This is a genomic window from Nocardioides sp. Root682 (assembly GCF_001427795.1).
Taxonomy (GTDB): Bacteria; Actinomycetota; Actinomycetes; order Propionibacteriales; family Nocardioidaceae; genus Nocardioides.
In genome coordinates this window covers 248,252-261,903 of record NZ_LMHJ01000003.1, presented here as the reverse complement: position 1 = coordinate 261,903, position 13,652 = coordinate 248,252, and the positions used below count along the sequence as shown (strand labels likewise).

The following is a 13,652-nucleotide window of genomic DNA, read 5'->3' as shown; positions in this document are numbered from 1 at the left end:
GATGAGCGGTCATCGGTCACGGAGCGACGCAACAGCGGTCCTACTGGTGATCCTCTGCGGCGCCGCAGTGGGAGCAGCAGTCGGCGAGTTTCCCGACCTTCACGTCTACCGGTACGGCGGCACCGCGCTGATCGATCAGTGGCCGATCTACGACACCGATGATCCCATCACCGGATACCCGTTCACCTACACACCCGTCGCGGCGGTCCTGCTGGCGCCGCTGGCGCTGGTCCCGGGGTGGCTCGCGGCCGCAGTGTGGACGGGCGCCTCAGCAGGGTGCCTTGCGACAACCGTCATCCTCGTCCGTCGTGAGCTGGGCCGCCCCACGCCCGGTTGGCTGGTTGCCTTCATCTGCCTCGGTTCGCTCGCTCTGGAGCCGATGTGGCAGAACTTCGCCTTCGGGCAGATCAACCTCATCCTGATGCTGGCGGTGCTGATGGACCTGCTCAAGCCCGAGCGGCGTACCGCAGGCATCCTCCTGGGCATCGCGGCGGGCGTGAAGCTGACTCCGCTCGTGTTCGTGGTGCTGCTGGCTCTGGCCGGGCGTCGCCGCGCCGCCGGACGGGCGGTAGCCGCGTTCGCAGGGACGGTCGTGGTGGGACTCGTCGCGGTGCCCGGCGCGACAAGCTACTGGACCGAACGTCTCCTCGACCCGAACAGGGTCGGACCGCCCGCCCTCGCTCACAACCAATCCGTCTCCGGGACGCTGACGCGCCTCTTGGGCGAGGTCCCCTCGACGACGCTCTGGCTGCTCGTCGCCGGACCGGTCTCCGTCGCGATCGTCCTCGTGGCCGCCAAGTCGTGGCGGAACGGCGACCGGGTCCTCGGAAGCTCCTTGGGTGCGATGGCCATGCTGCTCGCTTCACCGATCTCCTGGTCGCACCACTGGGTGTGGGCGCTACCGGTCGGGTTGCTGTTGTGGGAGCGCAGTCGTCCGGCGGCTGTCCTGTGGACCACGTTGTTCGCCGCTCGCCCGGTGCTGTGGCCGCCTTGGGGACAGGGCCGGGAGTACGCGTGGCGTGGGTTCGACCACGTGGTCGGCAACGCCTACGTGCTCGCCGCCATCACCATCGCAGCCGTCGCGTTTGTCGCACTCCGACGCAACCGTGAGGACGCCCGGTCGCTGACCGCTCCAGGACCTTCGCTCTGAACCGTGGGCCACCTCGCCCCGTACAACTACCTGTGAGGCGCAAATGCTCGACGACCAGGCCGCAGCGATGAAGACGTTGCACGACACCCACTCCGATGCCCTGTGGGCCTTCTGTCTCCACCTGACCGGCAGTGACCGAGCGCGGGCAGAGGACGTGGCACAGGAAACCATGCTGCGGGCCTGGCGCAACTCGGCCACGTTGACAGAGTCCCGCGGTTCGGTCAGGTCCTGGCTGTTCACCGTCGCCCGGAACATCGTGATCGACGAGTGGCGGACCCGGCGTTCGCAGAGCGAGTTCCCGACGGCCGAGGTTCCCGACTACACCGCCACCAGCGACCGTACGGACGAATTGCTGCTGTCCTGGGTGGTCGCCGATGCGCTGACCAACCTGTCCGTCGAGCACCGCACCGTCATCGTCGAGTGCTACTACCGCGGTCGTCCGGTGGCAGACGTCGCCCATCGCCTCGGCATCCCGCCGGGGACGGTGAAGTCACGCACCCACTACGCCCTGCGGGCGCTGCGGCTTGCGCTCGAGGAGGCGGGCGTCGTCGCATGAACTGCGAGTTCACCCACCTCGATGGCGCCTACGTCATCAGCTCGCTCGCCCCTTCGGAGCAAGCAGTTTTCGAACAGCACCTCTCAGGGTGCGCGGAGTGCTCGCGTGCCGTGGCCGACCTGACCGGCCTGCCCGGACTGCTGGCGCGGGTTCCGGTGGAGATCGTGGAACAGTCCGGGGAGCGCGAGACGGCCCCCGCCACGCTTCTCCCTGCGCTCGTGTCCCGAGTACGACGGTCCCGGCGACGTCGCGACGCGGCGACGGCGATCCTTTGCGCAGCATGCGTCATCGCCGCCGTCGCCATCACCGGTGCCGTGGTCGCCAGCGACGACCCATCCCTGTCGGCACGATCCGCACCGTCCGTCACGACTGCTCCGGCCATCCGGATGGGCAGCGTGGGGTCCGGCAGGGTCACCGGATGGGTCTCCCTGACCGGCAAGGAGTGGGGCACGCGGATCGACCTGACCTGCACCTATGCTTCAGCCGACGAGGACACGTGGACGTCGTATGCCATCTTCATCCGCTCCCGTGACGGGCGGGTGGAACAGGTCGGCACCTGGCGTGCCGAGTCGGGAAAGCGGACCACGGTCACCCTTGCCACATCTGCAGCGCCGGACGACATCGGGTCCGTGGAGGTCAGGGCCGCCGACGGCACCTTGGTCCTGCAGTTGGCGGCCTGAGGACAGCCGCGGCTCGCTCAGCGTGGCCCGTGCTGCCCGAAAGCAGTGAACAGCCGGTCTCGCACTGCGCTCATCGGCCAGACCGAAGCGTCGGGCCCGGGACGCAAGCCGGGCTGCCACTGCCAGTCGGCGATCCGGCCCATCACCGCGGGGTCCTGGGAGATGACCGTGACGGGCACGTCGCGTCCCGAATCCGTACCGCTCACGAAGGCGTGCGGTTGATGGTCTCCGGCAATGAGCAACACGCGGTTGGGATCGGGGTAGGTGAGCAGGAAGGAGATGATGGTCCGCCACGTGTACTCGATCGACTTTCCGTAGTACCGCTGTGCCGTCGCCGGCTCTTCCTTGCCGTTCACCGCCGCCTCGCCACGCTCTGGCATCCCTTGGAAGACCGAGCCGTCGCCCACCTCATCCCAGTTGACCAGCTCAGGTAGGGGGCTCCAAGGGTGGTGGCTCGAGACCAGGTCGATCTCGGCCATCACGGGTCGCCGGTCGACGGGGGCGAGCTCGGTTCGCCGGAAGTGCTCGAGGGTGTATTGGTCGGGCATGGACGCGTATCCGAACTTGGGGCCGGCATACCCGACGTTGCGCGAGTCGTTGAGCTGATCGAACCCGTAGTACGCCGCCCCCTCGGGCCAGTCCCGGGTGTTGGCGGGCACGGTGAAGACGGTGCGCCATCCGGCCTGCTCGAAGGCTGACGTCAGCGAGAGCCGGTCGCTCTTGAGCAACTGGCCGTAGCGCTGCTCGCTGTCGACCCAGAGCCCGGACTGAAGGGTGCCATGGGCGAGCCAACTGCCGGCCCCGAAGGTCGGCGAGGTGAGGAAGGCGCTCCGCATGTCGTAACCGGCGGCCGCCAGACGGTCCGTGCCGTCGTCGAGCACGTCGATGATTCCCTCCGAGATCGGGACTCCCTCGAGCGCCACGCGGCCATAGCTCTCGACCCACACGATCAGCACGTCCTTGCCGGCCAGTCCCGCGAGCCGTTCGTCCGCCGGCACACCTGCGGCCGGGTCGTCGCCGATCTGCTGCTCGAAGTCGTCCGTGTCCTCCAGGTCCAACCGGACCTGCCGCGCCGTGTCGACGGTGAGCGCCGTCGCGCCAGCACCCGCCAGTGGAGCCGCCGGCCCTCCGTACGCAGCACACGCGACCCACACCGCTGCCAAGGTCAGGACAATCCTCGCGGAGCGACGGCGATTCCCGGTCGCAGCCCGGGTCACCCGCAGGACCGCCAGGGGCAGCAGCCAGATCAGGGCGACCGCCGTGGCCGCTGCCGCGCCGACGAGGAGCACCGCACGAGTCCCGCCGATCGTGTCCTGCAGCAGTTCGACGCCGTTGGCAAGGTACGACCAGTCCCCCAGCACGTGGAACGGACGGTCGAGAGCGATCCGGAAGCCGGCGTTCACCGCCGCCAACAGTGTCACTGTGGCCGCGACCAGGCCGAACCCCACGGCGACCACCCGCCCGAGTCGTGCAGGGAGCACGAGAGCAGTCGTCACCAGGACGAGGCCTTCGATCGGGATCCGGATGAGGTCGACCGGCGCGAAGCCGTCGACGAGGGCGGGGGTGGACAGTGCGAACCACAGTCCGGCGACTGCGAGCACGGTCACCGACGCCGCCGGCGCGCTTCGCACGGGCAGCGGGGACCTGGTGTCGGGCGCCACCGGGTCGTGACGCAGTCGCCACTGCCGCCAGACGTCGATCCCGAAGGAGTGCACGAGCAACAGCAGAGCAACGGCCAGAGCGCCGCGCACCCACCCGACCGGCAGCACACCGGCCGAAGCGACCACGAGCACCACCCCCTGCACCGCTGCGACCACTTTCGCGGCGAAGCGCGGAGGGAGCGGCCGTCGAAGCCAGCGCCACGCCCACGAAGCGGCCACGTACGCGTAACGCATCGCGCCGATGGCCGCCACCCACCACCCGACGCTCGGTGCCACGTACAGGGCCAGGACTGCGATGAGAAAGGCGTCGACTTCCATGTCGAAGCGCGCGCCGAAGCCAGTCACGGTGTCGGTGCGACGCGCGACGTGGCCATCGACAGCGTCCAGCGCCAGCGCCGCGGCGCTGAGCGCTGTCACCAACCCCGGGTGCCCGTCGCCTGCCACTGCGTCGGCAATCAGGGCCGCGACCCCGCAAACCAGCGCGGCACGGAAGGCCGTCACGCAGGTGGCGGGCCCCATCCCGACGAGGCGGTGGCGGACAAGTGCGCGGTCCAGCACCAGGGCCAGCGCGGCCGTGCAACTGACACCGGTCACCCAACCAATCGGGCCAAGACCCATCGCAGAGCAGATGCCGACGACGATGACCAGCGTCGCGCCGAAGACGCCCACGGGGCCGAGATGAACCCGATCCATTGTTCCTCCGTGTTCTAGATGTACTAGCCATACGGCGACCCCGCCGCGCTGGTTCATCAGCAGGGCGAGGAAGAGGACGAACGTGACCGAGCAGGCATGGGCCTACTGGCTTACCGAGCCGGGAACCGGAGAGATCCGGCCAGTCCGGCTGGCAGCGCCCCGCTCCGGCGAAGTACTGGTGCGGACGGTGGTCTCGGCGATCAGCCGTGGCACAGAGGCGCTGGTCCACGCCGGACGGGTCCCCAAGGACCAACACCAGGCAATGCGAGCCCCCTTCCAGGAGGGCGCGTTCCCGGCGCCCGTCAAGTACGGCTACCTCAACGTGGGTGTCGTCGAGGCCGGACCCGCTGAGCTCGAGGGAAGACTGGTGTTCTGTCTCTATCCACACCAGACCAGGTATGTCGTGCCTGTCACCGCTGTCGTGCCGGTCCCCGATGGCGTGCCTCCCCGGCGAGCCGTCCTCGCCGGCACCATGGAGACGGCCGTGAACGCGCTGTGGGACGCCGCCCCGCTCGTCGGCGACCGGGTGGCTGTCGTGGGCGCTGGCATGGTCGGGAGCTGCGTCGCTCGTCTACTTGCCGGATTCCCCGGTGTCGAGGTCACGCTCGTCGACACGAACCCCGACCGCGCGCAGATCGCAACCGCCCTCGGAGTCGAGTTCGCCGATCCGGCCACGGCGCGCGCTGGACGTGACCTCGTCGTCCACACGAGCGCCACCGCCCAGGGGCTGCAGCGCTCGTTGGAGCTGCTCGGCCCGGAGGGTTCCGTGGTCGAGCTCAGCTGGTACGGCGACGTGCCGGTCACCGTTCCGCTGGGAGCGGTCTTTCACTCCTCGCGCCTCTCCATCCGGGCCAGCCAGGTCGGCTCCATCGCGCCGGCGCGACGGGCCAGCCGCACGCACCGCGATCGCCTCGAGCTGGCTCTGGACCTCCTGCGAGATCCGGCGTACGACGCACTCGTCAGCGAGGGCTCGTCCTTCTGGGACCTCCCAGACGTGATGGCCGCGGTCGCCGATGGCAGCCGGTCCTCTCTGTGCCACACCATCAATTACGATCCCAAGCCCGAGGAGAACAGATGTACCGCGTGACCGTCCGAGACCACATCATGATTGCCCACAGCCTGCCGGGCGAGGTCTTCGGACCGGCCCAGGGACTCCATGGGGCGACGTACATCGTGGACGCGACGTTTGCCGCATCCGAGCTCAGCGGCGACGGGATCGTCGTCGACATGGGCAGGGCCACGGTCGAACTGAACGCCGTCCTCAGCGACCTCAACTACCGCAACCTCGATGACGAACCGGCGCTCGCGGGACGGACGACCACGACCGAGGCGCTGGCCCGGATCGTTGCCGACCGGCTCGCGCACCGCGTCCGCGGCGGCCACCTCGGTCGGACGGAAGGTCTGTCAGGGATCGAGGTGACGCTGCGTGAGTCTCACGTCGCCTGGGCCTCCTACTCGCGACTCGTGTGAACATCACCCACTTTCCGATCCACGTCGTACTCCCGGAAGCCGTCGACGATCCTGCCCGTCCCAGCGGCGGGAATGTCTACGACCGCCGCGTGTGCGACGAGCTCGTCGACGCCGGTTGGATCCTGGAAGAGCACCTGGTGTCCGGCGATTGGCCACACCCGACCCCGGCCGACCAAGCCGACTTGGCTCGCCTGCTCTCGCACCTGCCGAACCAGGCCACGGTGCTGATCGATGGTTTGATCGGTTCGGCTGCATCGGCCCTGACTGCGGAGTCCGACCGACTGCGCCAGGTGCTTCTGATGCACATGCCCCTGGCGGAGACGGTTCCCGAGGTGCGCGTGAGAGCGACCGAACGCAGCGCACTCAGGTCCGCCCGAGCCGTGGTCACGACGAGCCACTGGGCGCGCCGATGGGTGCTCTCCCATCACGGTCTCGAGCCCGACAGCGTCCACGTCGCCGAGCCAGGCACTGACCTCAGGGCGCCGGCGACGGGTTCGGCGTCGAGTGGCGAATTGCTGTGTGTCGCATCGGTTACGGCGGACAAGGGCCACGATACGCTGGTCGAGGCCCTGGCTCAGGTGCAGGACCTGCCCTGGCACTGCACCTGCGTCGGTTCACTCACCCTCGAACCCGGGTTCGTCGACCGACTCCGGACAACTACAGAGCGGCGAGGTATCGCGGATCGGGTGAGCTTCCTCGGGCCACTGAGCGACCCCGCCTTGCAGATTGTCCGGTCGAGAACCGACCTCGTGGTGTCGGCTTCGCACCGGGAGTCCTTCGGCATGGCCGTGACCGAGGGGTTGGCATGTGGGATTCCCGTTGTCGCCACGTCCGTTGGAGGGCACCCGGAGGCTGTCGGCCGGACCGAGGGCGGCGCGACGCCTGGGCTGCTGGTCCCCGTCCGCGACGCGGACTCTCTCTCCGCAGCCCTGCGACGGTGGCTCACTGATGCCGCTCTGCGCGAGAGCCTGCGCCAGGTCGCGCAGCGTCGTCGTTCGGACCTCATGCCCTGGGCAGAGACCGCGAAGAAGATCTCGGAGGTCCTGTCGGCGGTGCGACGTTGAACCGAACGGATCCATTCGCCGTGTGTCCAGGTACCGGCGTATCGGCCCGACCGTTAGGTGGACAGCCATGAGCAAGACGACGCTCTGGACCTCGCTGCGCCTTCTCGGAGGTGCGGCGATCCTGGTCGTCCTCGTGCTCCAGTTTGGCGCAGCGCCGTTCGTCAACGGCCTTCGTCGCATCGACCCGACGGCACTGCTCCTCGCCGTCGTCGTGACCGCGATCACCACGTGGTGCTGTGCCGTGCGCTGGAGCCTCATCTCCGACCTCCTCGATGTCGCGGTGCCGGTGCGCTCAGCGTTCCTGGCCTGCTACCGCTCGCAGTTCCTCAATGCCACCCTGCCGGGAGGAATCCTCGGCGACGTGGACAGGGCGGTGCGCCATGGGCGAGGCTCACGTGCAATGTCGCGCGGCCTGATGTCGGTGTTCTGGGACCGAGCCACCGGCTTCGCCGTGCAGGCCACCCTGGCGGTCGGCGCTGCCCTCTGGCTGGCGGCGCTCGTACAGGCTTTGGTCGGGTGGCTGCTCCTGGCCGTCGCGGGAGTCCTGATCCTCGTCCACGGTGGGCTGCCGGACCGTTTCATCCGCACGCTCCGGGTCGAGATCCGGCATGTGCCCGCGGCGCCCGGCATCTGGCCACGGATCGCAGGCCTCTCCACGATCGCGGTGGGTGGACATGCGCTGGTTTTCGTGGTTGCTGCGCGCACGGTCGGCGTCACGACACCGCTGGGAGAGCTGGTAGCGATCGCACTCGTCGTACTGATGGCTTCAGCCATCCCGCTGAACCTCGCCGGGTGGGGGCCCCGCGAGGGAGTTGCTGCCTGGATCTTCGCTGCATCCGGAGTCGGCGCCAGCGTCGGCCTCGAGGTCGCGGTTGCCTACGGAGTCATGGCGTTGGTCGCCACATTGCCGGGCGCTCTGGGACTGCTGGGCACCCGCATTCCCGCCCTCGGCTTCCGTGCTCCCACGCGCGGGATGGACGGAGCCACTCATGGGTGACCGGCCCTACACCCTCCTCAGCTGCAGCATGTCGCTCGACGGTTATCTGGACAGTGCGACCGACCAGCGGCTCCTGCTCTCCAACGAGGCTGACTTCGACCGCGTGGACGAGGTCCGGGCCGACTCCGACGCGATCCTGGTCGGTGCCACCACGATCCGGAACGACAACCCGCGCCTGCTCGTCCGCTCCGAGCAACGGCGCCGCCGGCGGCTGGCTGACGGCCTGCCCACGACGCCCGTGAAGGTGACGGTCACGGCCGGCGGCGACCTCGACCCTCGCACGAGGTTCTTCGCCGAGGGTGACTGTCAGAAGATCGTCTACTGCCCGACCGATCGAGTCGCCGGCACAACTGCCCGTCTGGGCGACCTGGCCACGGTCGTGGACGGCGGGCCGGCCGTCCGGATGCGCGGAGTCGGCGAGGACCTGCACACCCGCGGTGTGCGCCGCCTGATGGTCGAGGGAGGCGGCGCCGTACACACCCAGTTCCTCTCCCACGGCCTGGCTGACGAGTTGCAGCTCGTCGTGGCGCCGTTCTTCGTGGGCGACTCACGGGCATGTCGCTTCGTGGGGGACGCCCGGTTCCCCTGGTGCTCGGAGAACCGCGCAAGGCTTGTCGAAGCCCGCCCGATCGGCGACGTCGTCCTCCTGCGCTACGCACTTTCAGACCGATTCGACGAGAACTGACCGGACCGAGGAAACCATGAGATCCGAACTCCCCGCCGCAACTCTCCGCACCGAGATCACGATGCCCCTTCAGTTGACCGATGGCTTCGCCACGGTCGGCCGGGTGTACACCTTCGAAGGACTCGTCGATGGCCGCGAACACCTGGCCATCCGACTGGGCGACATCTACCCCGGCAAATTGAAAGCCCCGCTCGTTCGCCTGCACAGCGAGTGCCTGACGGGCGATGTGCTCGGAAGCCAGCGATGCGACTGCGGCCCCCAACTGAACGAGGCGATTCGGCGCATTACGGCAGCAGGCGGGTACCTGCTCTACCTACGGCAGGAAGGTAGGGGAATCGGGCTCTACAACAAGATGGACGCCTACAAGCTCCAGGACGCGGGGCTCGACACCTACCAGGCCAACCACGCTCTGGGCCACGGCGCCGACGAGCGTGACTACACCGTCGCTGCCCAGATGCTCATGTCGCTGGGCATTGTCGAGTTGTCTCTGTTGAGCAACAACCCGGACAAGGCCACCCAACTGGCCACGGCCGGGCTGACGATCACCGAGCGCGTATCCACCGGCGTTCACCTCTCGGCGGCCAACCGCTCCTACCTGGACGCCAAGGCCCGCCACGGTGCCCACGACCTCGCCATCGAACTCGCGCCCACCACACCGTCCGGTGCGGCTTGACCCAGCCGCCGGAGCCGTGCCCTCCCCGGGTCACGATGCCTCGACGCGCACGACCTCCCCGGCAGCGGTGAAGGACACCGTCACCGCCGCGAGCACTTCGTCGCCAGGTCGCTGGGCGCAGTAGGTGTAGGTCGTACCGATCCGGGTGTGCGGCTGGCCAACACTCTGGAGAACTGCGGTGACGCTCATCCCCGCGGCCACGTCGTCGAAGGCGCCGAGCTCGCGCAGCGCGCGCGGGTCGCGGCAGCCGTCATTGGTCACGCCACTGGCTCGTTCCCATGTCTGCAGGTATGCCTCGGCACCTCGCGACATGTCGGCCATGAAGTCCTCGCCATCCGCGGCCGCCAGAACGCGGACGTCCTCCACCCAGTCGGGGTAGAGCCCGTAGTGCGCCACCCCGTCGGTGTTGATGTCCCAGACGCGCTGCCCACCGCGTTCACGATCGACGAGGACGCCTCCGACAGCACTGAAGGGGTAGTCGACGTCGTTGGCCTCTGCGGGCTTGCGCGCGTCGCCCTGGGCTCCGAAACCGTTGATGTCAGCGCCGAAGCCGAACCCGAAGTAGTACCTCTCATCGCGCCACTCCAGGTGCTTCTTCCACTTCTCGAGGAAGCCCTTGCTGTCGCCGGCGTAGGGCGTGATCACGCCACCCAGCGCGTAGATCCGAGGGAGCGCGTCCGGGGTCGACCATGAGTGACTGGACAGCACACCCGGCCGTTTGCCCTCCTGTGCCAATTGCTCCAGGAGGTCCAGCGCCTGGCGTCGAGCAAGCACGCTCATGTGGTCCGGGTCGAAGAGCATGCCCTTCTCGACCAGCCTGATGATCAGGTGTCGGCCCAGCTCGGTCAGCCCGGCCTGATTGCAGTGCGGCTGTGAGGTGTAGACCGGCGCCAGTGCTCCCAGAGGAGCGAACAACTTTGCGATCGCACCGAACAAGGCGTCCTGTTCGGGAAGCACGCCAGGAACGGTGACCTGTTGTTGGTCCTGCACCCCCGCGCCGAACGACGCCGGACACGGCGCCATACGCAGCCACGAGCCGGTGTTCAGGAAGTTCGCCAGGTTGGTCAACACACCGGTGGAGCCAGCGTCACCCGCCACCCCGGTGAGGCCGTTGTCGAACTTGTTGGTGATCTCCATTTGACGAACACCCAGCCGATGGACCTCGTCCAGGGAGCGGTCGATCGACTCCTTGGTGCACTTCGGGGCCCGAGCACCGATGTTGCAGTCGAACGGCACGCTCGTCTCGATGCCCATGATGACGGCCAACTTGCCCTCGTTGACCACGCGCCGCGCCTCGAACGGATCCTTGACGATGCGATACCAGCCCCGCCCCGGTCCGCCGTACTGCGCATCGACGTAGTCCTCAAGCTGCCGCATGTCCTTGGCCTGCAGGCGGATGGCGTCCATGTCGTTGCAGGAGTTCTTCTTCAATGGGTAGAGCTCGCAGAGCACGTTGTTCTCGGTGAGGAGACTGGTGAACACGCGAAGCCCGCCGCGCCACGAACGCTCGAGCCACTTGTAGTACAGGGCCTGGTGCGTCAAGGAGTGGGGCGCTGGCCAGTCGCGGAAGGTGGGCCAACCGGTCGTGTCGTGGCCTGGCTTCCCGCCGGAGAGGAAGGTTTCGAGCAACGCGCCATAGCCGGCCGTGAGGGTGTGGTCGGGGCAGTCCACCAGTGCCTTGGTGACCCCGTAGGGGTGCCATGGCTTGCCGCACAGCACCTGGCCCCCCAGGAACTCGTGGGTCATGCCGTGGCTGTGCGCGTCGAGCAGGCCGCGAGTCTCCTGCATCGATGTGCTGCCCTTGAACGGCTGGCCCACGTTGGTCTCGATCTCCGGGAATGTCGCGCAGCCGTCGATCGTGTGAAGTTTGAACGCGGTTGCTTTGTCTGCGGTGCCGAGCGCGATCGAACCGTCCGGCTTGGCAACGAGCGACCTGCCACTGGAAAGCACGAAGGTGTATCCCGATCCCTTGGCGTGGACTGTCCAGTCAGTGTTCGTGCCGGCCACAGCCACGAAACCGGGGGCGTGAAGGAGGAGATCGAGCAGGGAGGTCACGCCGAGGTAGTCCGACTTCGTGCCATACAAGAGGTAGCCGCCCAGTCTGGTCGCCTGGAACCGGATCGGCTCGACTCCGGCGCCCACCACCGTGGGCTTTCGCCCGGCACGGTGCACGAACCGTCCGCTGGGCGCCTGAAGGGAGTAGCACCCGCCGGCCATCGCGTACCGGTCCTGCGGAACAGCCAGGCGGGGCCTCGTCGTGAAGCCCGCAACCAGCAGGGGCTGGTCGGCCCCACGGTCAATTGCAACCGAGGCCGATGCCGCAATGGCGTCTGCGTCTGCGGTGATGTCCTGCGCGAGCGGGTCGCTCAGGTCGCCGCGAGACACTGCGTTCTTGGTCGCAACGTCATTGTGGTCGTGATTATGCCCCTCGGTGTCGCCGCCTGGACGCATCGCCTCCATGAAGGCGTCCCCGGTGGGGTGCTGGTCGGCATCGCGTGCCAGGGCGTCCTGCTCCACCTGCGTGTCGTACGCCTGCCTGACAGAGATCGCGCTCTCCCGAGCCGGGCTGTGGGGGGCAAGCAACACCGCACCCACGAGGGCGCCCGACACAGCCGTGGCGCACACCAGGCGCCACTTCGCAGAGGACTCGGTCATTGTCGAACTGGGCATGCATGCTCCTGGCACCTAACGAGACTGTGCCGAATGGTCTCTGCCGCACCGTTGAAGAAACCGTTGGAGCCCGCGCCAACTGCCTGGGTATCCCTACGGCACGTAGGCGGGCGCGATGAGGTCCGTCACCTGTGCGACCACCATCCGCCGGACAGCGTCGCTGTCCGCGCCGGTCGCCTCGACCATGAAGTCCCCAAAGATCAGCCACCCCAACACGACTACGCCGGCGACAGCCGAGGCATCCGCGGCCCCAGGGTCACCGCTGCTCCAAAGGTTCGCGAACACCTGGGTTGTTGAAGCGCTGCCTTGAACCGCTGCACCCGGCTCGTCAAGCACTGCGTTCACCAGCGCCCGCCAGTAGGTCGGCCGTTCGGCCAGCAGGCCGAGCAAGCGCAGGATCACGTCCTCGAGCGAGGTGCCACTCGCGACCGCGCCGGAGGCCTTGACTGCCTCGGCGACGGCCTGAGCCTCTTGGGCCAACATCTCCTCGACGACCTGGCTCTTGGAACCGAAGTAGCGAAATACCAACGCGTGGTTGATCCCGGCACGGGCTGCGATGTCGCGGACCGAGAATCGATCCGGCCCCCGCTCCGCAAGGAGCTCTCGGGTGGCCGCGAGCGTGGCCGCTCGCACTTCTTCGCGACCATGTGGCTTGGCGTCCGCTGCGGGGTCAGCATTAGTCATGCCGCAAGTTAACCAGATGGTTCCAACTTCTCGCGTCCTTTTCAAACCCAGTAACCAAATGGTTGACCAACCTGTAACCAACCGGTTAATATCAGAGCACCGTCAGTGCCACCCTCGGCCCTGGCCCGCACGCCCCGAAGGCGGTACGTACGTTGCCCCCTCCTTCTCGCGAAGCCCTCCACGTGAAGCGCATTGCGGTGGTCTGCCTCGGCAACATCTGCCGATCCCCCATGGCGCAGGTGATCCTTGAACAGCTCGTGGCAGACGCCGGACTCGATGTCGAGGTGGTCAGCGCGGGGACCGACGTCCGCCGCTCTGGCGAACCGGCTGACGACCGGGCCGCAACCATTTTGCAAGCTTTCGGCTACGACCCGAGCCGCCATCAGGCCCAGCAGTTCGACCTCAGTTGGTTCGACGAGTGCGACCTGGTGCTCGCGATGGATGCACGCAACCGCGATGACCTTGATGAACTCACCGACGTGGCGCCCGGCCAACTGCGGCTCTTCCGGTCGTTCGACCCACAGGGCCCCGGCGACGTGCCAGATCCGTTCTTCGGCGACGAGGAGGGATTTCGTGAGGTCTTCAACACCGTGGTGCGAACCTCGACAGCAATCGTCGCCCGAATGGCCGCCAACAGACAGTGACGGTCCTACAGACGAAGGAGGACCG

The 13,652-nt window shown here is 67.8% G+C and carries 13 protein-coding genes; 10 read left to right on the top strand and 3 right to left on the bottom strand.

From position 1 onward, the window contains the following. The first annotated feature begins 1 nt into the window (after window position 1). The 3 genes from ASD84_RS16495 to ASD84_RS16485 are packed head-to-tail and all read left to right on the top strand — an operon-like array spanning window position 2 to window position 2,386. Complete coding sequence (locus tag ASD84_RS16495) at window positions 2-1,150, top strand: glycosyltransferase 87 family protein (protein WP_082573683.1); 1,149 nt, start codon at window positions 2-4, stop codon at window positions 1,148-1,150. 43 nt (window positions 1,151-1,193) lie between these two features. Beyond that, window positions 1,194-1,706: a sigma-70 family RNA polymerase sigma factor gene (locus tag ASD84_RS16490; RefSeq protein WP_082573681.1), complete on the top strand. Its 513-nt coding sequence runs from the start codon at window positions 1,194-1,196 to the stop codon at window positions 1,704-1,706. Continuing rightward, window positions 1,703-2,386: an anti-sigma factor family protein gene (locus ASD84_RS16485; RefSeq protein WP_056712842.1), complete on the top strand. Its 684-nt coding sequence runs from the start codon at window positions 1,703-1,705 to the stop codon at window positions 2,384-2,386. The genes ASD84_RS16490 and ASD84_RS16485 overlap by 4 nt, the downstream gene beginning before the upstream one ends. A gap of 17 nt (window positions 2,387-2,403) precedes the next feature. Here ASD84_RS16485 and ASD84_RS16480 read toward each other — a convergent pair whose 3' ends face one another. After that, window positions 2,404-4,740 (bottom strand): CDP-alcohol phosphatidyltransferase family protein, encoded by a 2,337-nt coding sequence (locus ASD84_RS16480; protein ID WP_235531149.1) that lies wholly within the window; start codon window positions 4,738-4,740, stop codon window positions 2,404-2,406. Window positions 4,741-4,822: 82 nt separating this feature from the next. Between ASD84_RS16480 and ASD84_RS16475 the strand changes: the two genes are divergently transcribed. The 6 genes from ASD84_RS16475 to ASD84_RS16450 all read left to right on the top strand — a co-directional run bounded on the left by ASD84_RS16475 (window position 4,823) and on the right by ASD84_RS16450 (window position 9,629). Continuing rightward, window positions 4,823-5,827, top strand: coding sequence for a zinc-dependent alcohol dehydrogenase (locus tag ASD84_RS16475; protein ID WP_056712840.1), 1,005 nt, complete (start codon window positions 4,823-4,825; stop codon window positions 5,825-5,827). After that, window positions 5,815-6,210 (top strand): 6-pyruvoyl trahydropterin synthase family protein, encoded by a 396-nt coding sequence (locus ASD84_RS16470; protein WP_056712838.1) that lies wholly within the window; start codon window positions 5,815-5,817, stop codon window positions 6,208-6,210. Before ASD84_RS16475 ends, ASD84_RS16470 begins: the two co-directional genes overlap by 13 nt. Further along, on the top strand, window positions 6,207-7,274 hold the full coding sequence (locus tag ASD84_RS16465; RefSeq protein WP_200954616.1) for a glycosyltransferase family 4 protein: 1,068 nt from the start codon (window positions 6,207-6,209) through the stop codon (window positions 7,272-7,274). Before ASD84_RS16470 ends, ASD84_RS16465 begins: the two co-directional genes overlap by 4 nt. A gap of 67 nt (window positions 7,275-7,341) precedes the next feature. Further along, entirely contained in the window at window positions 7,342-8,271 is a 930-nt protein-coding gene (locus ASD84_RS16460) for a lysylphosphatidylglycerol synthase transmembrane domain-containing protein (RefSeq protein ID WP_056712831.1), read from the top strand. After that, window positions 8,264-8,956 (top strand): RibD family protein, encoded by a 693-nt coding sequence (locus tag ASD84_RS16455; protein WP_056712829.1) that lies wholly within the window; start codon window positions 8,264-8,266, stop codon window positions 8,954-8,956. The genes ASD84_RS16460 and ASD84_RS16455 overlap by 8 nt, the downstream gene beginning before the upstream one ends. 61 nt (window positions 8,957-9,017) lie before the next feature. Continuing rightward, window positions 9,018-9,629: a GTP cyclohydrolase II gene (locus ASD84_RS16450; RefSeq protein WP_414858605.1), complete on the top strand. Its 612-nt coding sequence runs from the start codon at window positions 9,018-9,020 to the stop codon at window positions 9,627-9,629. A gap of 30 nt (window positions 9,630-9,659) precedes the next feature. On the opposite strand, the gene ASD84_RS16445 is transcribed toward ASD84_RS16450, so the two are convergent. Continuing rightward, a complete protein-coding gene (locus ASD84_RS16445; protein ID WP_156392034.1) occupies window positions 9,660-12,299 on the bottom strand; it encodes a peptidase in 2,640 nt (879 codons plus the stop codon). A 93-nt stretch (window positions 12,300-12,392) separates the two neighbouring features. After that, complete coding sequence (locus ASD84_RS16440) at window positions 12,393-12,983, bottom strand: TetR/AcrR family transcriptional regulator (protein WP_082573675.1); 591 nt, start codon at window positions 12,981-12,983, stop codon at window positions 12,393-12,395. 182 nt (window positions 12,984-13,165) lie between these two features. On the opposite strand from ASD84_RS16440, the gene ASD84_RS16435 reads away from it, so the two are divergent. After that, complete coding sequence (locus ASD84_RS16435; RefSeq protein WP_082573673.1) at window positions 13,166-13,627, top strand: low molecular weight protein-tyrosine-phosphatase; 462 nt, start codon at window positions 13,166-13,168, stop codon at window positions 13,625-13,627. The last annotated feature ends 25 nt before the right edge of the window (window positions 13,628-13,652 follow it).

Bases quoted from the DNA above. Each gene is read 5' to 3' on its own strand.
- ASD84_RS16495 (WP_082573683.1), top strand. From the start codon at position 2: ATGAGCGGTCATCGGTCACGGAGCGACGCAACAGCGGTCCTACTGGTG.
- ASD84_RS16490 (WP_082573681.1), top strand. From the start codon at position 1,194: ATGCTCGACGACCAGGCCGCAGCGATGAAGACGTTGCACGACACCCAC.
- ASD84_RS16485 (WP_056712842.1), top strand. From the start codon at position 1,703: ATGAACTGCGAGTTCACCCACCTCGATGGCGCCTACGTCATCAGCTCG.
- ASD84_RS16480 (WP_235531149.1), bottom strand. From the start codon at position 4,740: ATGGATCGGGTTCATCTCGGCCCCGTGGGCGTCTTCGGCGCGACGCTG.
- ASD84_RS16470 (WP_056712838.1), top strand. From the start codon at position 5,815: ATGTACCGCGTGACCGTCCGAGACCACATCATGATTGCCCACAGCCTG.
- ASD84_RS16460 (WP_056712831.1), top strand. From the start codon at position 7,342: ATGAGCAAGACGACGCTCTGGACCTCGCTGCGCCTTCTCGGAGGTGCG.
- ASD84_RS16455 (WP_056712829.1), top strand. From the start codon at position 8,264: ATGGGTGACCGGCCCTACACCCTCCTCAGCTGCAGCATGTCGCTCGAC.
- ASD84_RS16450 (WP_414858605.1), top strand. From the start codon at position 9,018: ATGCCCCTTCAGTTGACCGATGGCTTCGCCACGGTCGGCCGGGTGTAC.
- ASD84_RS16445 (WP_156392034.1), bottom strand. From the start codon at position 12,299: ATGCCCAGTTCGACAATGACCGAGTCCTCTGCGAAGTGGCGCCTGGTG.
- ASD84_RS16440 (WP_082573675.1), bottom strand. From the start codon at position 12,983: ATGACTAATGCTGACCCCGCAGCGGACGCCAAGCCACATGGTCGCGAA.